Source organism: Streptomyces sp. NPDC050418 (genome assembly GCF_044458745.1).
Classification (GTDB): domain Bacteria; phylum Actinomycetota; class Actinomycetes; order Streptomycetales; family Streptomycetaceae; genus Streptomyces.
In genome coordinates this window covers 173,944-192,425 of the sequence record NZ_JBITIG010000005.1, presented here as the reverse complement: position 1 = coordinate 192,425, position 18,482 = coordinate 173,944, and the positions used below count along the sequence as shown (strand labels likewise).

Annotated in this window: 16 protein-coding genes; 8 read left to right on the top strand and 8 right to left on the bottom strand. The window is 71.7% G+C overall.

The annotated features are described in order from the left end of the window. Positions 1-46 precede the first annotated feature (46 nt). Positions 47-1,033: a DUF6528 family protein gene (locus tag ACIBI4_RS13630; RefSeq protein ID WP_399203964.1), complete on the top strand. Its 987-nt coding sequence runs from the start codon at positions 47-49 to the stop codon at positions 1,031-1,033. Positions 1,034-1,048: 15 nt separating this feature from the next. Here ACIBI4_RS13630 and ACIBI4_RS13625 read toward each other — a convergent pair whose 3' ends face one another. Beyond that, positions 1,049-1,669 (bottom strand): MerR family transcriptional regulator, encoded by a 621-nt coding sequence (locus tag ACIBI4_RS13625; protein ID WP_399204305.1) that lies wholly within the window; start codon positions 1,667-1,669, stop codon positions 1,049-1,051. 208 nt (positions 1,670-1,877) lie between these two features. Between ACIBI4_RS13625 and ACIBI4_RS13620 the strand changes: the two genes are divergently transcribed. The 3 genes from ACIBI4_RS13620 to ACIBI4_RS13610 are packed head-to-tail and all read left to right on the top strand — an operon-like array spanning position 1,878 to position 5,289. Further along, complete coding sequence (locus ACIBI4_RS13620; protein ID WP_399203963.1) at positions 1,878-3,458, top strand: flavin-containing monooxygenase; 1,581 nt, start codon at positions 1,878-1,880, stop codon at positions 3,456-3,458. Next, complete coding sequence (locus ACIBI4_RS13615) at positions 3,455-4,408, top strand: alpha/beta fold hydrolase (RefSeq protein WP_399203962.1); 954 nt, start codon at positions 3,455-3,457, stop codon at positions 4,406-4,408. The genes ACIBI4_RS13620 and ACIBI4_RS13615 overlap by 4 nt, the downstream gene beginning before the upstream one ends. After that, the gene (locus tag ACIBI4_RS13610) at positions 4,405-5,289 is read left to right on the top strand and encodes an SDR family oxidoreductase (protein ID WP_399203961.1); all 885 of its coding nucleotides are present in this window, start codon (positions 4,405-4,407) and stop codon (positions 5,287-5,289) included. The genes ACIBI4_RS13615 and ACIBI4_RS13610 overlap by 4 nt, the downstream gene beginning before the upstream one ends. Before the next feature lie 82 nt (positions 5,290-5,371). Here the strand turns inward: ACIBI4_RS13610 and ACIBI4_RS13605 are convergent, their stop codons facing one another. The 3 genes from ACIBI4_RS13605 to ACIBI4_RS13595 form a co-directional block, all read right to left on the bottom strand. Continuing rightward, positions 5,372-5,680: a hypothetical protein gene (locus tag ACIBI4_RS13605; protein ID WP_399203960.1), complete on the bottom strand. Its 309-nt coding sequence runs from the start codon at positions 5,678-5,680 to the stop codon at positions 5,372-5,374. A 132-nt stretch (positions 5,681-5,812) separates the two neighbouring features. Then, the gene (locus ACIBI4_RS13600) at positions 5,813-9,070 is read right to left on the bottom strand and encodes a S41 family peptidase (protein ID WP_399204304.1); all 3,258 of its coding nucleotides are present in this window, start codon (positions 9,068-9,070) and stop codon (positions 5,813-5,815) included. 93 nt (positions 9,071-9,163) lie between these two features. Next, the gene (locus tag ACIBI4_RS13595) at positions 9,164-9,526 is read right to left on the bottom strand and encodes an SsgA family sporulation/cell division regulator (RefSeq protein ID WP_399203959.1); all 363 of its coding nucleotides are present in this window, start codon (positions 9,524-9,526) and stop codon (positions 9,164-9,166) included. Between the two features lie 216 nt (positions 9,527-9,742). Here ACIBI4_RS13595 and ACIBI4_RS13590 point away from each other — a divergent pair, with 216 nt between their 5' ends. From ACIBI4_RS13590 to ACIBI4_RS13575, 4 genes are all read left to right on the top strand, one after another. Further along, on the top strand, positions 9,743-10,801 hold the full coding sequence (locus ACIBI4_RS13590; protein WP_399203958.1) for an energy-coupling factor ABC transporter permease: 1,059 nt from the start codon (positions 9,743-9,745) through the stop codon (positions 10,799-10,801). 1 nt (position 10,802) lies between these two features. Next, positions 10,803-11,564 carry a cobalt ECF transporter T component CbiQ gene (cbiQ, locus tag ACIBI4_RS13585; protein ID WP_399203957.1) on the top strand — a complete coding sequence of 254 codons (762 nt, stop codon included), beginning with the start codon at positions 10,803-10,805 and terminating at the stop codon, positions 11,562-11,564. Then, on the top strand, positions 11,552-12,316 hold the full coding sequence (locus tag ACIBI4_RS13580; RefSeq protein ID WP_399203956.1) for an energy-coupling factor ABC transporter ATP-binding protein: 765 nt from the start codon (positions 11,552-11,554) through the stop codon (positions 12,314-12,316). Before cbiQ ends, ACIBI4_RS13580 begins: the two co-directional genes overlap by 13 nt. A 98-nt stretch (positions 12,317-12,414) precedes the next feature. Next, positions 12,415-13,584, top strand: a complete 1,170-nt coding sequence (locus ACIBI4_RS13575; protein ID WP_399203954.1) for a serine hydrolase domain-containing protein — start codon at positions 12,415-12,417, stop codon at positions 13,582-13,584. Between the two features lie 142 nt (positions 13,585-13,726). On the opposite strand, the gene ACIBI4_RS13570 is transcribed toward ACIBI4_RS13575, so the two are convergent. From ACIBI4_RS13570 to ACIBI4_RS13555, 4 genes are all read right to left on the bottom strand, one after another. Then, positions 13,727-14,578, bottom strand: coding sequence for an EamA family transporter (locus ACIBI4_RS13570; RefSeq protein ID WP_399203953.1), 852 nt, complete (start codon positions 14,576-14,578; stop codon positions 13,727-13,729). Further along, complete coding sequence (locus ACIBI4_RS13565) at positions 14,575-15,066, bottom strand: YbaK/EbsC family protein (protein ID WP_399203952.1); 492 nt, start codon at positions 15,064-15,066, stop codon at positions 14,575-14,577. The genes ACIBI4_RS13570 and ACIBI4_RS13565 overlap by 4 nt, the downstream gene beginning before the upstream one ends. 83 nt (positions 15,067-15,149) lie before the next feature. After that, on the bottom strand, positions 15,150-16,859 hold the full coding sequence (locus tag ACIBI4_RS13560; protein WP_399203951.1) for a penicillin-binding transpeptidase domain-containing protein: 1,710 nt from the start codon (positions 16,857-16,859) through the stop codon (positions 15,150-15,152). 136 nt (positions 16,860-16,995) lie between these two features. Then, positions 16,996-18,465 (bottom strand): penicillin-binding transpeptidase domain-containing protein, encoded by a 1,470-nt coding sequence (locus ACIBI4_RS13555; RefSeq protein ID WP_399203950.1) that lies wholly within the window; start codon positions 18,463-18,465, stop codon positions 16,996-16,998. Between the last annotated feature and the right edge of the window lie 17 nt (positions 18,466-18,482).

Below are 18,482 nucleotides of genomic sequence, written 5' to 3'. Positions count from 1 at the left end.
GCGTACGGTCCGGCAACGTCAACTGCCCTTTCCGTAGGGGGACTTCATGTCATGGTCTCGGCGTTCGGTGATGCTCGGTGCGGTCGGTACGGGGGTGGGAGCCGCGCTGCTGGGTGCTCCCGCGGCCCATGCCTCGGAGCGGAGGAGCGGGGCGCCCGTCGTGGTCACCGACCAGGCGTCCAAGCAGATACTCGTACTCGATTCGGCGCGGTCCGCGTGGACCGCCGGGGAAGCGATATGGGCGTTCTCGCCCCTGGGGGACGGGCGGTACGCGGATGTGCTGCCCGAGGTGAGCTGGGTGTATCCGAGTGAGGCGAAGGTGCGGCGGTTCCGCGGGCGGACGCTGCTGCTGACCTGCGCGTCGTTCGGCTTCGCGGCGGCGGTCGAGGTGCCGAGCGGGCGGCGGTACTGGGCGGCCGGTCTTGGGCCCGGTGACGATCTGTTGAATCCGCACAGCATGGAGATCCTGCCGGACGGGAACGTCGCGGTGGCCTGCAGCACAGGTGCGCGGGTCCGCGTGTACGCGGCGTCGCAGGGCGGGCGTGATGTCCCGTACGCGGAAGTGGTGCTGAAGGGGGCGCACGGGCTGCACTGGGACCGTGAGCGGCGGGTGCTGTGGGCGATCGGCGACGACGAGCTGGTCACGTACCGCGTGGGCGGGAGCCCGGCCCACCCGGAGCTCGCGCAGCTGTCGGCGCTGGCGCTGCCGGGGGCGAAGCCGGGCGGGCACGACCTGTTCCCGGTGGCCGGCCGGCGCGGGCGGCTGTGGGTGACCACGAACGCGGCGGTGTTCCAGTACGACATCCGGCGCGGGGAGTTCGTGCAGGACTTCGCGGGGGCCGAGGTGATCAACCGGGCCAAGGTGAAGGCGGTGGGGGACGATCCGTGGACCGGGCAGGTGGTGAGTACGGTGCCGGAGCCTGGGCTTGAGGAGACATGGTGGACGACCAAGGTTGACATGCACCTGCCCGAGCGGCGTCCCGTACTCGCCGATGGAGGGATCTACAAGGCCCGTTGGTGGCTGCCCAGGTAGCGGAACGTCGGCCGGTCAGTCGCCCTCGGCTGCCAGCCGGCGGTCCAGGGCCAGCGAAAGCTCCGCCTCCACCACCGCCTTCGCCAGTGGCCGCAGCTTCTCGATGCTCTCGGACGGGGCGTGGGTGCGGACGGTGCTGAGGAAGAGCTCGGCCAGGGCGTCCGCGTGTTCGCGTACGCGGGCGCCCGCCTGCATGACCTCGGCGAGCGGGACGCCCGCGCGGACCAGGGCCGTGGAGGCGTCGAGGAGGCGGCGGCTGATGTGCACGATCTCCTCGCCGTCGGGGGCGAGGTAGCCGAGGTCGAGGGCCGCGGCGAGGTTCTCCGGGGTGACCTCGCCGGCGAAGGCGTCGGCCAGTTCCTCGGGGCTGAGGCGGACCGGGGTCTCCTCGGTGGGGTTGATGCCGAGGATCTCGCTGACGTCGCGGCCCGTCTCCAGGGCCTCGTTCAGCTCGGCGATGACCGAGAGGGTGTGGCCGCGCTCCAGCATCGCCGCGATGGTGTGCAGCCGGGCCAGGTGGTGCTCGTCGTACCAGGCGAGGCGCCCCTCGCGGCGTGGTGGCGGGATCAGGCCGCGTTCGCGGTAGAAGCGCAGGGTGCGCACGGTGATGCCGGCCGCCTCCGCGAGTTCCGTCATCCGGTACTCGCGGACCCCTTCGCGTACGCCTTGTTCCTTCGCCTTCTCCGCCACGTCGAGCACCTTATGTCGTACCGCCGGTAACAAGTCGGTGAGATGAGTCCGCCGAACCCCTACCCATGAGTACGGCGCTGCTCTACTCTCCCCACTATGCCAGTGGTTACTGGCGCGGTTGCGTACACACCGGGTACTTCGGGAGGCGGGCTGCATGGCCGGGCACCAGGGCGGGGAGCAGGGCGGGCGGCAACACGAGCATGTGCGGGTGGCGGTGATCGGGTCCGGCTTCGGCGGGCTCGGGGCGGCGGTCCGGCTGCGGCGCGAGGGCGTCACGGACTTCGTGGTCCTGGAGCGGGCCGGCGCGGTGGGCGGCACCTGGCGCGACAACAGCTATCCGGGCTGCGCCTGCGACGTGCCGAGCCATCTGTACTCGTTCTCCTTCGCGCCCAACCCCGAATGGCCGCGCACCTTCTCCGGCCAGGAGCACATCCGGGCGTATCTGGAGCATGTCGCCGACACCTTCGGGCTGCGGCCTCATCTGCGCCTGAACGCCGAGGTCAAGCAGATGCGATGGGACGCCGAGCGGCTGCACTGGGTGGTGGAGACGGCCGGCGGAACCCTGACCGCCGATGTGGTCGTGTCCGCGACCGGGCCGCTCTCCGACCCGAAGATCCCGGACATCGCGGGCATCGACACCTTCGAGGGCAAGATCTTCCACTCCGCGCAGTGGGACCACGACTACGACCTGCGGGGCAAGCGCGTCGCGATGATCGGGACCGGGGCGTCCGCGATCCAGATCGTGCCCGAGGTCCAGCAGCAGGCCGGGCGCCTCACGCTGTTCCAGCGCACCCCGCCGTGGGTGCTGCCGCGCGCGGACCGGCCGATCACGGGCGCGGAGCGCTGGCTGCACCGGCAGCTGCCGTTCACCGCCAAGGCCCGGCGCGGAATCCTGTGGGGCATACGGGAGCTGCAGGTCCAGGCGTTCACGAAGCGGCCCGGTGAGCTGGGCCTGATCGAGTCGCTGGCCAAGCGGAACATGTACCGGGCGGTCAAGGACCCGGTGCTGCGGGAGAAGCTGACGCCCGCGTACCGCATCGGCTGCAAGCGGATCCTGCTGTCCAACACGTACTACCCGGCGCTCGCGCGGCCCAATGTGGACGTCGTCGCGAGCGGTCTCGCGGAGATACGGGGCAACACCCTCGTCGCCGCGGACGGCACCGAGACCGAGGCCGACGTGATCGTCTTCGGTACCGGCTTCCACGTCACCGACATGCCGATCGCCGAGCGCGTGGTCGGCCACGACGGGCGGACGCTCGCGGAGAGCTGGAAGGACGGGATGAAGTCGCTGCGCGGCGCGACCGCCGCCGGCTTCCCCAACTGGATGACGATCATCGGGCCCAACACCGGGCTCGGGAACTCCTCGATGATCCTGATGATCGAGTCCCAGCTGAACTACATGGCCGACTACGTACGCCAGTTGGAGACGTTGGGCGGCCAAGTCGCCCTCGCCGCACGCCCGTCCGCGGTCAACGCGTGGAACCGGCGCGTGCAGGAGCGGATGAAGCGCACCGTGTGGAGCACCGGCGGCTGCAACAGCTGGTACCTGGACGAGAACGGGGTCAACACCACCGTCTGGCCCGGCACCACCACCGAGTTCCGGTCCGCGACCCGGCACGTGGACCTCGCCGAGTACGAGGTCGTACGCCCGCCCAAGTCCGTGACCACCGCCGCCGGTTCCGCCTCCCGCGCGGAAGCCGGTCCCACCTCCCGTACAGAGAAGGCCGAGGCATGAGCCGTCTGATGCATGTGATGTCCGGGCCCTACGCCCCGCCCGCCGCCGCCCGTGAACTGGTCGCCGTCTCCGCCGACGGCTCGCGGCTGCATGTCGAGGTGCACGGCCCCGTCGACGATCCCGCTGCCCCGGCCGTGGTGCTCGTGCACGGCTGGACCTGCTCGACGGCGTTCTGGGCCGCGCAGATACGGGAGCTGGCGCGCGACCACCGCGTCATCGCGTACGACCAGCGCGGTCACGGGCGCTCCCCGGTGCCCGCCGGGCCGACCGGATACAGCGTGGCCGCGCTCGTGGACGACCTCGAAGCGGTGCTCGCGACCGCCCTCGAGCCCGGTGAACAGGCCGTGCTCGTCGGGCACTCGATGGGCGGGATGACGCTGATGGCGGCCGCCGGGCGGCCGAAGGCCGAGGAGCACGCGGCCGCCGTGCTGCTGTGCAGCACCGGCACGGAGCGGCTCGCCGAGGTGTCGACGGTGATGCCGCTGCGGGCGGGCAGGCTGCGGACGCGGCTCACGCGCGGACTTCTGCACTCCAAGGCGCCGCTCGGGCCCGTCACGCCGGTCGCGAAGGCGGTCCTGCGGTACGCGACGATGGGGCCCGGATCCGCGCGCGACAAGATCGACGCCTGCACCCGGATCGTGCACGCCTGCCCGCGCGGGGTACGGCAGGGGTGGGGGCGGGTGCTCGCCTCGCTCGCGATCCACGCGAACCTCGCGCGGCTGACGGCTCCCACCGCCGTGATCGCCGGGGCCACGGACCGGATGACGCCGCCGGAGGCCGCACGCGCCATCGTGGCCGCGCTGCCGCACTGCGAGGGTTACACGGAGCTGCCCGGGATCGGGCACATGACCCCGGTCGAGGCGCCCGACCTCGTCACCGCGCAGATACGTCAACTCGTCGCCGCCCACCTCGTGGTGGCGTCCCACGCCGAAGTGAAGGAGGGGGCATGAGCAAGGTCGCCCTCGAAGGACAGGTCGCCGTCGTCACCGGGGCCGCGCGCGGTGTCGGGGAGCTGCTCGCACGCAAGCTCTCGGCACGCGGGGCGAAGGTCGCGCTGGTCGGTCTTGAGCCGGAGCTCCTCAAGGAGGTCAGCTCGAAGCTGCACACCGAGTCCGACTGCTGGACCGCCGACGTCACCGACCACGAGGCGATGGCGCGGGTCGCGCAGGAGGTCAAGGAGCGCTTCGGCAAGGTGGACATCGTGGTCGCCAACGCCGGGGTCGCGGCGGGCGGTCCGTTCGTCGAATCGGACCCGGACGCGTGGCGGCGCGTCATCGAGGTCAACCTGATCGGGTCGGCCGTGACCGGGCGGGCGTTCCTGCCGGTGCTCATGGAGTCCCGCGGCTACTTCCTGCAGATCGCCTCGCTCGCGGCCATCACGCCGGCGCCGATGATGACGGCGTACTGCGCCTCGAAGTCCGGCGTCGAGGCCTTCGCGCACAGCCTGCGGGCCGAGGTCGGCTTCAAGGGCGTACGGGTCGGGGTCGGCTATCTGTCCTGGACCGACACGGACATGGTGCGCGGCGCGGACCAGGACGACGTGATGCGGGAGCTGCGCGGGCGGCTGCCCTGGCCGGCCAACAAGACGTATCCGCTGGGTCCGGCCGTGGACCGGATCGTCGCCGGGATCGAGCGGCGTTCGGCGCATGTGTACGGGCAGTGGTGGCTGCGCGGGATGCAGTCGATGCGCGGGTACCTGCCGTCGATCATCGGGACGGTCGGGGCGCGCGAGATGCGGCGCTTCGACGGGCGCACGGGCTCGGTGAGCAAGGGGCTCGTCGGGGCGGGCGGCGCGGCGGACGAGGTCGGGCGCAGCGCACGCAGTTCGTGAGCCTTTCCGCATGACAGAGGGCGCACCCGGGACCTCCGGGTGCGCCCTCTTCAAGCGCAGGGTGTGACGCGCGTGCGCTGCGTCAGGAGTCGTAGTCCTTCGACTCGTCGAAGGCGTTCTGGTACGCGCTCTTCGAGGACTCCTGCTGCCGGCCGCGCTCCGACTGCTGCTGGCCGCGTTCGGCCTGCTGCTGGCCGCGCTCCTGGGCCTCCTGGCCGTACTGCTGCGCCTGCTCGGCGCCGCGTTCGGCCTGCTGTGCGCCGCGCTGCTGCGCTTCCTGGCCCATCTGCTGGGCCTGGTCGGCGCCCTTCTCGCTCTCTTCGCCCATCGCGCCCTTGGCGCGGTCGGCGAGCTCGGAGGCCTTGTCCTTGAACTGGTCAGCGATGCCCATGTGGATTCACTCCTGAGGTGGGTGAGGGGATTGGGCCTCGACCAGCGTGGCACGCCGGGACATACCTCGCATTTCGATCTCCGTCACCCTGTGTCAGCCCAGTCCTGCCAAGGGCTGTACCGGCAGGGCACGTCAGATCCGCGGCGGCAACTTGGGGCGGCGGCGGTCCGGGACCGCCGATAGGTCCGGGGGGACCGCCGCCGGGTCCTGGGCGAGGAGCTCCAGGGCCAGGCCGACCGCGTCGTCCAGCTGCGCGTGGCGGCCCTCCGCCCAGTCCAGGGGAGTGCGCAGGACCTCGACGTCAGGTTCGACGCCGTGGTTCTCGATCGACCAGCCGTACTCGTCGAACCACGCCGCGTTCATCGGAACCGTGATCACCGTGCCGTCGCCCAGGCGGTGGCGGCCCGTCATGCCCACCACGCCGCCCCAGGTGCGCTGGCCGACCACGGGCCCGAGGCCGAGCAGCTTGAACGCGGCCGTGATCATGTCGCCGTCGGAGGATGTCGCCTCGTCGGCGAGGGCCACGATCGGGCCGCGTGGCGCGCTCGACGCGTACGAGACGGGCTGGGCGTCGCGGGTCAGGTCCCAGCCGAGGATCGAGCGCGTGAGCTTCTCCACGACAAGCTCGCTGATGTGTCCGCCCGCGTTGCCGCGTACGTCCACGATCAGCGCCGGACGCGAGACCTCCATGCGGATGTCGCGGTTGAACTGCGCCCAGCCCGAACCGCCCATGTCGGGGATGTGGAGGTAGCCGCAGCGCCCGTGGCTCAGGTCCCGTACGACCTCACGGCGCTTGGAGACCCAGTCCTGGTAGCGCAGGGGGCGTTCGTCGATGAGGGGGACGATCGCGACGCGGCGCGCGCGGCCCTCGCCTTCGGCGGGGGTGAACGTCAGCTCCACGGTCGTGCCGCCCGTCCCGGCCAGCAGCGGGTACGGGCCCGCGACCGGGTCCACCGGGCGCCCGTTGACGTGCGTGAGCACCGCGCCCTCGCGCAGACCGAGACCGGCCAGCGGGGAGCGGGCCTTGGAGTCGGAGTTGTCGCCGGGCAGGACCCGCTTGACGAGCCACTGCCCGTCGCGGCAGACGAGGTTGGCACCCAGCAGCCCTTGCGCGCGCTGGTAGTGCGGCGGCCCTTCGTTGCGCCGCGCGGGCGTCACGTACGCGTGCGAGGTGCCGAGCTCGCCGAGCACCTCCCGCAGCAGATCCGCGAACTCGTCGGGGGACGCGACCCGTTCGACCAGCGGACGGTACTGGTCGAGGACGCCCCGCCAGTCGATCCCGCACATGTCCGGCTCCCAGAACAGGTGCTTGATGATGCGCCCGGCCTCGTCGTAGGCCTGCCGCCATTCGCTGGGCGGATCGACCTCGTGGACGATACGGCGCAGATCGATCCAGACCGTGGAGTCGCTGTCCCCGGTCTCGGTGGAGGGCACGGCCCGCAGCTCGCCCTCGTCGACCACGACGAGCCGGCTCAGGTCACCGCTGACCGCGAACCAGTCGAGATCGCCGACGAGTTCGGTCTTCTTCGCCTTCGCGATGTTGAAGTACTCGAGCGTCGGACGCCCGGAGGTGTCGGCGGGATTGGCGAAGGTCTCGCCGAGCGCACCCGAGATCGGCCACCGCAGCCACACCAGACCGCCGCCGCTCACGGCCGCGAGCGAGGAGTACTTGGAGGCCGCCACGGGGAACGGCGTGACCCGGTCCGCCAGCCCCTCCAGCTCCACAAGCACCGTCCCGTCACTGCTGTCCCCCTCGACCGGATCGAGCCCGCCCGCTGCGGGCCGCCCGTCGGGCGACAGGGCGAAGGGGGAGGGCGTGGCCGAGGAGAGCGGTACGAGGTAGGGGCGGCAGCCGAGCGGGAAGGAGAGGTCGCCGGTGTGGACGTCGTAGACCGGGTCGAAACCGCGCCACGACAGGAACGCGAGGAAGCGGCCGTCGCTGGTGAAGACCGGGTTCTCGTCCTCGAAGCGCCCGTTGGTCACATCGATGACCGAGCGTGCGCCGGGCCCCACGATCCGCGCCATCTTGATCTGCCGCAGCGAGCGGCCGATCCCCGGATGCGACCAGGTCAGCCAGACCCCGTCCGGCGAGAACGAGAGGTCGCGCACGGGCCCGTTCACCGACCTGATCAGCTCGGTGACCTCCCCGTTCGACTCCTCGGTGACATCGATCAGGAGCAGCCGTCCGTCGTTCGACGCGATGGCGATCCGCTCGCCGTCGGGGTCGGAGACAAGCTCCTGCACCCGGCCCAGCTCACCGGAGGCGAGCCGGCGCGGGGAGCGGTCGCCGCTGGCGCGCGGCAGATACGAGATCTCCACGGCGTCCTCGCCGTCCGCGTCCGTCACATACGCGACCTGCCCGCCGGTCCCCAGCATCTCGGGCAGCCGCACCCGCACCCCCGGGGTGTCGACGATGGTGCGGGCCGGCCCGTCGCGGTGGGTCAGCCAGTAAAGGCAGCCGCGGACGCAGACGGCGCTCGCGCGGCCCGTGGTGTCCACCGAGATCCCGTCGACATGGTTCGCGGCCGGCACCTGGTAGGGCCGCCGCCCCACCCGCGGCCCGGCCAGGCGCAGCTCCAGGCGGCGCGGACGGGACTCCGGCGACAGGTCGTCCACGATCCACACGTCACCGGCGCACTGGTAGACCACCCGCTCGCCGTCGCTGGACGCGTGCCGGGCGTAGAACTCGTCGTGGTCGGTGTGACGCCGCAGATCGGTGCCGTCGGGCGCACACGAGTAGAGGTTGCCGACGCCTTCGTGGTCGGACAGGAACGCGATCCGGTCCCGTACGAACATGGGCGAGGCGAGATGCCCGCCGAGGTCGTCGAGCAGCCGCTTCCCGTGCAGCCAGAGGCGGCCCGTCGCCCCGCCCCGGTACCGCTTCCACGCGGCCGGCTCGTGCGGCGGCTTGCCCGTGAGCAGCAGCGTCTGCCGCTCGCCCGCGAGATCGGCGACGGCGATGTCGTTCACCGGGCCCCAGGGCATCTTGCCGCCGGGGGAGCCGTCGGTCGGCACGGTGTAGGCCCACGAGAAGTACGAGAAGGGCTGGCCGTGACTGGCCACGGCGAGGATGTCCCCGTCGGGGGACCAGCCGCACACGCGGGTGTCGGTGTTGCCCCAGTAGGTGAGGCGGCGCGCGGATCCGCCCGCGACCGGCACGACATGGATCTCCGGATCGAGGCTGCGCCACGTCGTGTACGCGATGTGCGTGCCGTCGGGCGAGAACCGTGGGTGGCTGACGCGGGTCCGGTCCACGGTCAGCCGCCACGCCCGCTCGGGCACCGCGCCCTCGGGGGTGAGGGGGCTCAGCCAGAGGTCGTCCTCGGCGGCGAAGCACAGCAGGTCGCCGTGGAGGTGCGGGAAGCGGAAGTACGCCGAGTTCACAGAAATCGCGGAGTCGCTCACCTCCCCATGCTTTTCCGGTGAACGGGGCCCGGCAACTCGGGTCGGCGGGTGATCTTGAGAGCCTGCTTCAGCCGGCTCTCAGTGCGTGACCGGCGTCCGTCCCGTGCCGGTGCGGCTCAGGAACCGGGTGAGACAGGTGTTGTCGAGCTGCAGGACCGCGACGCCCTGCGCCGAGTGGAATTCGAGGACGGTGGCGACCCGGCCGCACGGCCAGACGCGGGCCGGTCCGCTGGTGGCCGGGGCCGTCATGCCCTGTTCGAGGACATCGCGGGGCAGCGACCAGGTCGGGCCGCTCTCGCCGACGACGGCGATCCGCACCTCGCCCTCGGGGACCTGCCGCAGCGAGACCCGGACGGCGCGGTGGGTGTCGTCACCGTCGTCGTCCGTGACCAGGTGGGCCCGCGTGCAGACCTCACCTTCCGGCGCGTGCTGCTGGTCCATCGACGGGCTCCTCGGGGCTGATCGGATCGCGGTCGGTCACGGCAGAAGCTTTCACCTGGCAATTATCTCGTTATGCCCGTATTCATCCGATTTAAAGCTCCGCTCGGGCCTCCTGGCAGTGATCCCGGCCACTATTTGTGACAAGCCCGCTCTTGCAAGCCGTTCGCAGGAGGCCACTATCATCGAACGGTTGACCACAGAGTGGAGCCCTCTGCCATGCATGTACCCGACGGATTCATCAACGCACCCGTCTCGGCCGCGGCCGCGGTCGTCGCCGCGGGCGCCGTCGCCGTCTCGCTGAAGGGTGCGCGCAGGGAGCTCGACGAGCGCACCGCGCCGCTCGCGGGCCTGGTCGCCGCGTTCATCTTCGCCGTGCAGATGCTGAACTTCCCGGTCGCCGCGGGCACCAGCGGGCACCTCCTGGGCGGGGCGCTCGCGGCGATCCTCGTCGGACCGTTCACGGGCGTGCTCTGCATAGCCGTGGTGCTGCTCCTGCAGGGCGTGCTCTTCGCCGACGGCGGTCTGACCGCGCTCGGCGTGAACATCACGGTCATGGGCGTCGTCACCGCCGTCGTCGCGTACGCGCTGTTCCGCGGCCTGCTCAAGGTGCTCCCGAAGAAGCGCCGCTCGGTGACCGTCGCCGCCTTCGTCGCCGCGCTGGTCTCCGTACCGGCCTCGGCGGCCGCCTTCGTCCTCGTGTACGCGATCGGCGGCGTGACCGAGGTGCCGCTCGGCACCGTCTTCACCGCCATGGTCGGCGTGCACACCCTGATCGGCATCGGCGAGGCCGCGATCACCGCGGCGACCGTCGGCGCCGTGATCGCCGTACGGCCCGACCTCGTGCACGGCGCCCGCGGCCTCACCACCCCGCTCAAGCTGCGCGTCGGCGGCGAGCTGGTCGACGCGCAGCCGGAGGTCATCGCGGGGCCGGTCCGCTCGCCGCGCAAGGTGTGGATCGCCGGGCTCGTCGCGTCCCTCGCGCTCGCCGGCTTCGTCTCCTTCTACGCCTCCGCGAGCCCCGACGGCCTGGAGAAGGTCGCGGCCGACAAGGGCTTCGACAAGGGCGCCGAGAACCGCGAGCACGCGAGCGCCGACTCCCCGCTCGCCGACTACGGCGTCAAGGACGTCGACAACGCACGGCTCTCCGGCGGCCTCGCGGGCGTCATCGGTGTCGGCGCCACGGTCCTCGTCGGCACGGGCGTCTTCCTCGTCGTCCGCAAGCGGCGTGCCTCCGAGGCCGCGCCCCCGCAGTCCCGTACGCCGGAAACCGTCTGACATGGGTGCGGGCCACGCCCACAAGCTCTACCGGCACGGGCACTCGCCGGTGCACGCGCTGCCGCCGCACTGCAAGCTCGCCGCCGTGCTCTGCTTCGTCGTGGTGGTCGTCTCGACGCCGCGCGAGGCGGTCTGGGCCTTCGGGCTCTACGCGGTGCTGCTCGGCGCGGTCGCGGTGGTGGCCCGTATCCCCGCGGGATTCCTGCTCAAGCGGCTGCTCTTCGAGGTGCCGTTCGTGGCGTTCGCGGTCCTGCTGCCGTTCGTCGCGCAGGGCGAGCGCACCGAAGTCCTCGGGATGTCCCTGAGCGTCAGCGGTCTGTGGGGCGCCTGGAACATCCTCGCCAAGGGCACCCTCGGCGTCGCCGCCTCCGTGCTCCTCGCCTCCACCACCGAACTGCGCGAGCTGCTGCTCGGACTGCAGCGCCTGAAGCTGCCGCCGCTGCTCGTGCAGATCGCCTCGTTCATGATCCGCTACGGGGACGTCATCTCCGACGAGCTGCGCCGGATGCGCATCGCCCGCGAGTCCCGCGGCTTCGAGGCGCGCGGCGTGCGGCAGTGGGGTGTGCTCGCCAAGACCGCCGGCGCGCTCTTCATCCGCTCGTACGAGAGGGGCGAGCGGGTCCATCTGGCCATGGTCAGCCGGGGGTACGCGGGCACGATGCCGGTGATCGACGAGGTGACCGCCTCGCGCGCACAGTGGTCGTACGCACTGACCCTTCCCGTCTGCGCCCTGCTCGTCTGTCTGTTGGGATGGTTCCTGTGACGGCTGCTCCTTCGCTCGAGGTCTCCGGCCTCGCGTACGCCTACCCCGACGGCCACCAGGCCCTGTTCGGCGTCGACTTCACGATCGCGCGCGGGGAACGCGTCGCGCTGCTCGGACCCAACGGCGCGGGCAAGACGACGCTCGTGCTGCATCTCAACGGGATCCTCGGCGGCGGCGCGGGCACCGTCCGTGTCGCCGGGACACCCGTGGTGAAGGCCAACTTCGCCGAGGTGCGGCGCCGCGTCGGGATCGTCTTCCAGGACCCCGACGACCAGCTGTTCATGCCGACCGTCCGCGAGGACGTGGCGTTCGGCCCGGCCGCGGCGGGGCTGCGCGGGCCGGAGCTCGAGGCATGCGTCCACAAGGCGCTGTCCCTGGTGGGCATGGAGGGCTTCGCCGACCGCCCGCCGCACCACCTCTCCTTCGGGCAGCGCCGCCGCGTCGCGGTGGCCACCGTGCTCGCGATGGAGCCCGAGATCCTGGTCCTCGACGAACCCTCGTCGAACCTGGACCCGGCCTCGCGCCGTGAACTCGCCGACATCCTGCGCTCGTTGGACGTCACCGTCCTCATGGTCACGCACGACCTGCCGTACGCCCTCGAACTCTGCCCGCGCGCGCTGATCCTCAGCGACGGCTCCATCGCGGCGGACGGCGCGACGGGCGACCTGCTCGCCGACGACGAGCTGATGCGCGCGCACCGTCTTGAGCTGCCGTTCGGCTTCGATCCGCGGTCGGTACGGGCCGGGGCCTGAGCACCCGGCCGGGGCGCGGGCCCCGGAATCGTGCGGTCGTCGTGCACGTTGCACCATGGTGAGCGGCCGGATCGGGCCGTACGGAATGGAGCAGTGACGTGGACGGGGTCCAGGGCGGTGTCGAGGTCGAGGGCACGGTCGAACCGGGCTGGGAGGGCGTGCGCGACGCCTTCGTACGCAACTTCACCGAGCGCGGCGAGCGCGGGGCCTCCGTGGCCGTGTACCAGGGCGGGCGGCCCGTGGTCGACCTGTGGGCCGGCACGCGGGACGTGGACTCCACCGAGCCGTGGGTCCCGGACAGCCTGCATCTGATCCGTTCGGCGACCAAGGGCGTCGCGGCGGCCGTCCCGCTGCTGCTGCACCAGCGCGGGCAGCTCGACCTCGACGCGCCGGTGGGCACGTACTGGCCCGAGTACAAGGCGGCGGGCAAGGAGCACACGCGCGTACGGCACCTTCTGTCGCACCGCGCGGGCGTGCCCGTCCTCGACGTGCCCGTCGACTTCACGGACCCGGCCGCCGGGCCGCGCGCCGTCGCGGCGCAGGCGCCCGTCTGGGAGCCGGGCACGGACCACGGCTACCACGCGCATACGTACGGCTGGCTGATCGGTGAGCTGGTACGGCGGGTCACCGGGCGCAGCCTCGGCACCTGGCTCGCGGAGCAGATCACCGGGCCGCGGGGGATCGATCTGTGGGTCGGGCTGCCCGATGAGCTGGAGCACCGGGCGGGGAGCGTCACGCGCGTCGACCCGCCCTCGGCCGCCGGCGGTCTGAAGCTGCGGCCGAAGCGGGCGGTGTCCGAGGCGTACGCGGATCCCTCCTCGCTGACGCGGCGGGCGTTCGCGGCGCTGGCGCCCGCGGACGAGAACTCCGCGGCGTACCGGGCGGCGGAGCTGCCCGCGACGAACGGGATGGCCAACGCGCGGGCGCTGGCCCGGTTCTACGCCTCCCTGATCGGCCCGCTCGACGGCCGCCCGGCGCTGTTCGCCCCCGCGACGGTCGCCCTCGCGCGCACGGAGGAATCGGCCGGCCCCGACCGCACCCTGATCGTCAACACCCGCTTCGGCCCGGGCTACATGCTCCACTCGGGCGCCTCGCCCTTGCTGGGCCCCTCCTCCTTCGGCCACCCCGGGCGGGGTGGGCCGCTGGGGTTCGCGGATCCCGAGTCGGGGGTGGCCTTCGGGTACACGACGAACGGTCTGCAGAAGGGGGTTACTGCGGATCCTCGGGCGCAGGCGTTGGTGCGGGCGGTTCGGTCGGCGCTGGGTTGAGCCGTCTCAGCCTGGCCGGCGTTTGAGGCCGAGCGCGTTCAGCGCGAAAGGGGGTCTGGGGGCGAAGCCCCCAGTTTCGGGAAGGGGCGGGGTGGGGAGAAAGCCCGCCGCAGGCGCCACGGACCGCCACCACGACGCCCCCTTACGCCGCCGTCAACATCAGCCCGATCCCCACAGCCATCACCCCCGCCGCCACAATCCGCGGCGCCCCGAACCGCTCCTTGAACAGCACGGCCCCGATCGCCGCCCCCACAATGATCGAGGACTCCCGCAACGCCGCGACGGGCGCGAGCGGTGCGCGGGTCTGGGCCCAGAGGACCAGGCCGTACGCGACGATCGAGAGCGCCGCGCCCACGAGGCCGCGGACCGCGAACGGGCGGAGCAGCGGCACCAGTCGGGAGCGGTGGCGGTACCACGCGTAGACCGGGATCGCGATGCCTTCGAGGATCATCAGCCAGGCGATGTAGCCGAGCGGTGTGCCGGAGGCGCGCACGCCCACACCGTCCACGACCGTGTACGACGCGATGGACACCCCCGTCGCGAGCGCCGCGAGCAGCGCCGGCCACTGCGGCCGCTTCCCCGCCCCGTGGATCCCCCACAGCGCGAGCCCGAGCAGCCCCGCACACGCCACCGCGACGCCCGCCAACTGCAGCCCCCCGATGCGCTCGTGGAGGAGGACCGCCGCGACGGCCGTGACGAGCAGCGGCGCCGTGCCGCGGGCGATCGGGTACATCTGCCCGAAGTCGCCCAGCGAGAACGACCGCATGAGGAGCGCCTGGTACGCGACGTGCAGTACCGCCGAGATGATCAGCCAGGGCCAGGCCCCGGCCGCGGGCAGCGGCGTGAACACGGCGAGGAGTCCGCCGAGCAGCGCCCCGCCGCCGGATATCAGGGTGAACGCGAGGAGCTGGTCCTTGATGTGGTGGGCCAGCGCGTTCCAGGAGGCGTGGGTGACGGCCGCCAGGACGACGGCCGCGGCGACGAGCGGTGTCACTTCTCGCGCACGTCCACCAGCGCGCCGCCCGCATGCGCGATCAGCGACTTCGGGTCCATCGGGAACACCGTGTGCGGAGTGCCCGCGGCCGCCCACACGACCGCGTGGTCGAGCAGTCCGCGGTCGGCCAGGACCCGGGTCCGCGTGCGGTGCCCGAAGGGCGGCACACCCCCGATCGCGTACCCGGTGGTCTCCCGTACGACATCCGCGTTCGGCCGCGTCACCTTCTCGGCGCCCAGCTCACGCCGGACGAGCTCCATGTCGACCCGCGACGAGCCGTCCATCAGGACCAGCACCGGCACTCCGTCCGCCGCGAAGATCAGCGACTTGACGATCTCGCTCAGCTCGCAGCCGATCGCCTCCGCGGCCTGCGCGGCGGTGCGCGTGGCGTCCGGGAAGGTGCGGACCTCGGTGAGCACGGAGTCGAGGCCGAGGCCGCTGAGAGCCTCGGCGAAACGGGGATGCGCGGCGGATTCCGGAGTACTCATGCGCCGCACGCTAGCGGTCCGTGTATCCGCCACGCGAGCGGGTTACCCGTTACCGATGCGTCACTTCGCGGACCACCCCGTTGCTACCCCACGGCCTTGAGCACCGAAGCCACCAGCGGCCCCGACGACTTGCCGCCGCGCCCGCCCTCCTGCATCACCGCGGCCGCCGCCGTGTCCCCGCGCCAGGCCGTGAACCAGCCGTTGGGCTTCTCCTGCCCGTCGACCTCCGCCGAACCGGTCTTGCCGCCGATGTCCCCGCCGACCGAGGCCATCGCCTCGGCCGCGGAGCCCGACGTCGCCGTGTACGCGAGGAGTTCCCGCAGCTGCGCGTGCGCCTTGGCGTCCATCTTGCGCGGGGCGGTGGCCAGTTGACGGCCGTCGACCTCCGGCGAGACGAGGTAGGGCTGCTTGAAGACGCCGGTCTTGGCGGTGGCGATGATCGACGCGACGTTCAGCGGGTTCATCCGCACCCCGCCCTGCCCGATCAGCGAGGCCGCCTTCTGCGCCGCCGACTGCACCGGCACCGCGCCGTCGAAGCTCGGCACGCCGATCGACCAGTTGCCGCGCCCGAGGCCGAAGACCTCCTGCGTCTGCTTCGTCAGATCGTTGTCGGCCAGCTTGCCGGCCTGCGAGATGAAGGCCGTGTTGCAGGACGCGGCGAAGCTGGAGCGGAACGTGCCGTTCTTGATCTCGAACTTCTCGACGTTCTGGAACTTCCAGCCGCCGGACGTGAAGTACTTCGGGCACGGATGCGGCTTGTCGATCCCCGCGAGCCCCTTCTCCAGGAGCATCGACGCCGTCACGATCTTCATCGTCGAACCGGGCGCGAGCGAACCCTGCAGCGCGACGTTCATGCCGGACGGGTTCGAGTTCGCCGCCGCCAGGATCTCGCCGGTGCTCGGCTTGAGCACCACGATCGCGGCCCGGCTGCGCTTGGCCACCTCACGCTCGGCGGCCGCCTGCGCGGCCGGACTGATGGTGGTCTTCACGGTGCCCGGGGTGCCCTCGGAGAGCGTCAGCAGGGTCTTGTCCGGGAGCGCCTTCCCGTCATCCTTGCTCTTCGCCGCGTCGCCCTCGGCGTCCTTCTCCGGCTCGGCGCGCACGATCTGCAGCTCGATCCCCGCGCTGCCGCCCGCCTTCTCGCCGAACTTCTCGCGCAGCCCGTCGAGCACGTTCCCGAGCGAGGGGTACTTCTCGGCGGTGATCTCCCCGCCGTTGCGGTCCACGGCCTTGATCGGCGGGGTCCCGGCCGCGCCCGCGCGCAGGATGTCACCCTCCTTGAGCCCCGGGTGCAGCACCGACGGCTGCCAGGCGACGACCGGGGTGCCCTTCGTCGTCCGCACCACGGTCAGTGCCGAGTCGTACGCGTAGGGCTTGGACTTTCCCTCGTACGACACCGTCGCGGCGACCTTGAACGGCACCTTGGCGCCCGCGCCCTTGCCGGGCGTGAACTTCACACCGGTCAGATGCGCGTCCTTCTCGTACGAGGCGAGCGCGCTCTGTGCGGCCCCCGCGTCATCGGTGAGGGCCGCCGCGCCCGCGGCGTCGCCCTTGGCCCACGCGTCGAGGAACTTCCCCGAAGCCTCCTGGACCTCCGCCTTCGTCAGCGGCTTCGCCTGCAGTTCCTTCGGCGAGAGCGGCTGGTCGGCGTCATCGTCGGCCCCGCCGCCGACGAGGGCGTACGCCGTGATGCCGATGCCCGCGACCACGGCACCGGCCGTGACCGCGATCAGCGCGACCTTGGTCTCCTTGCTCATGGCGTTCTGCTCGCCCGAGCGCCCTCGCTTGCCCACCAGTTCCTCCGCCTTGCCCTGCCGCGTGCCCGACTCCGGGGCACCCTATAGGTCTTCGATGAGTGCGCCTGCTCCGCTTGACGGGCGGGACCCTTCTGTGAAGGGCCCCGCCCGCGTCAGCGTTCAGGGCAGGCTCTCAGCCCGCGGCCAGCACCTGCGCCACGATGGGACCGGCGGCCTCGCCGCCGCGGCCGCCCTCGACGACGACGGCGGCCACCGCGATGTCGTCGCGGAAACCGGCGAACCAGCTGTTCGGCTTCTCCTGCCCGCCCACCTCGGCGGAGCCGGTCTTGGCACCGATGTCACCGCCGAGGCCGCTCATCGCGCCCGCGGCGGAGCCGGAGCGTGCGGTCGCCCGCATCATCTGGGCCACCTGGCCGGCCGTGCCCGTCCCGATGCCGCTCGCCGTGGCCCGCTCGATCCCGTACGAGGTGGGCACGATCACCGGCTGGCGGAACGTGCCGCCGCCCTTCACCGTGGCCACCACGGACGCCATGGTGAGCGGGTTCATCTGCACCACGCCCTGGCCGATCGCGTTCGCCGCACGGTCCGATGTGTCGGCCGCGGGCACCGAGCCGTCGTACGAACGGATGCCGGTGTGCCACTCGGTGCCGATGCCGAACTTGGCGGCCTCCTGGGTCAGCGAGTTGTCGTTCAGGTTGTCGTGCGCGATGCCCTTGATGAAGGCGGTGTTGCAGGAGCGCTTGAAGCTGTCGGCGAGCGTGGCGCCCTCGTTCGGTGCGAGGCCGGGCAGATTGCCGAAGGTCTGGCTGCGGTAGACGATGCTCGGCTTGCAGGGGATCGTGGTGCCCGGCCCGGCGACACCGTTGTCGATGAAGGTGGCCGCCGTCACGATCTTCATCGTGGAGCCGGGAGCCAGCCGTCCCATGAACGCCGCGTTGTCCCCGGGTTCCTGGTTGGCCACCGCGAGCACCTGCCCGGTGCTCGGCTGGATCGCCACCACCGAGGACTTGGCCTTGGACTGCACGGCCTTCTCGGCGGCGGCCTGCACCCGGGCGCTCAGCGTCGTCCTCAGCTTCCCCGGCTCGCCCTTCTGCAGCGTCACCAGGGTCGGGTTGACCTCCGAGGGATTCTTCCGCTCGATCCACAGCTCGATGCCGGGCTTGCCGCCCGCCTTGCTCTCGTACTTCTCCCGCAGCTGGTCCAGGACCGGCCCGAGTGACGGGTACGTGTCCCGGTCGAGCACCTTGCCGTCCCGGTCCACGGCCTCGATCTGCGGGGTCGCCGCCTCGCCCGCCTCGAAGGTGTCGTCCTTCTTCAGCTGCGGATGGATCACGGCCGGCTGCCAGTCGACGAGCGCGCGCCCGGTGCTCTTGCCCCGGACGACCTTCAACTCGCTCTTGTACGCAAGGGGCTTGGACTTCCCCTCGTACGACACCGTCGCCTTCACCGAGAACGGCACCGTCGTGCCCTTCGCCTTGCCCGCAGCGATCTTCACCTTCGTGATGTCGGCGCCCACGAAGGAATGCAGCACACTGCCCGCCGCTACGGGGTTGTTGGTGAACTCGGCGGCCGCGTCCGCCTCCCCCTTCTCCCACTGTCCGAAGAAGGACGCGACAGTCTTCCGTACTTCCTCTTCGGTCACCGGACCCGAACTCGGAG

Excerpts from the sequence above, each read along its gene's own strand:
- ACIBI4_RS13580 (WP_399203956.1), top strand. The coding sequence starts at position 11,552 with ATGGTTCCTGTGACGGCTGCTCCTTCGCTCGAGGTCTCCGGCCTCGCG.
- ACIBI4_RS13620 (WP_399203963.1), top strand. The coding sequence starts at position 1,878 with ATGGCCGGGCACCAGGGCGGGGAGCAGGGCGGGCGGCAACACGAGCAT.
- ACIBI4_RS13625 (WP_399204305.1), bottom strand. The coding sequence starts at position 1,669 with ATGACGGAACTCGCGGAGGCGGCCGGCATCACCGTGCGCACCCTGCGC.
- cbiQ (WP_399203957.1), top strand. The coding sequence starts at position 10,803 with ATGGGTGCGGGCCACGCCCACAAGCTCTACCGGCACGGGCACTCGCCG.
- ACIBI4_RS13610 (WP_399203961.1), top strand. The coding sequence starts at position 4,405 with ATGAGCAAGGTCGCCCTCGAAGGACAGGTCGCCGTCGTCACCGGGGCC.
- ACIBI4_RS13605 (WP_399203960.1), bottom strand. The coding sequence starts at position 5,680 with ATGGGCATCGCTGACCAGTTCAAGGACAAGGCCTCCGAGCTCGCCGAC.
- ACIBI4_RS13590 (WP_399203958.1), top strand. The coding sequence starts at position 9,743 with ATGCATGTACCCGACGGATTCATCAACGCACCCGTCTCGGCCGCGGCC.
- ACIBI4_RS13595 (WP_399203959.1), bottom strand. The coding sequence starts at position 9,526 with ATGGACCAGCAGCACGCGCCGGAAGGTGAGGTCTGCACGCGGGCCCAC.
- ACIBI4_RS13630 (WP_399203964.1), top strand. The coding sequence starts at position 47 with ATGTCATGGTCTCGGCGTTCGGTGATGCTCGGTGCGGTCGGTACGGGG.
- ACIBI4_RS13565 (WP_399203952.1), bottom strand. The coding sequence starts at position 15,066 with ATGAGTACTCCGGAATCCGCCGCGCATCCCCGTTTCGCCGAGGCTCTC.
- ACIBI4_RS13615 (WP_399203962.1), top strand. The coding sequence starts at position 3,455 with ATGAGCCGTCTGATGCATGTGATGTCCGGGCCCTACGCCCCGCCCGCC.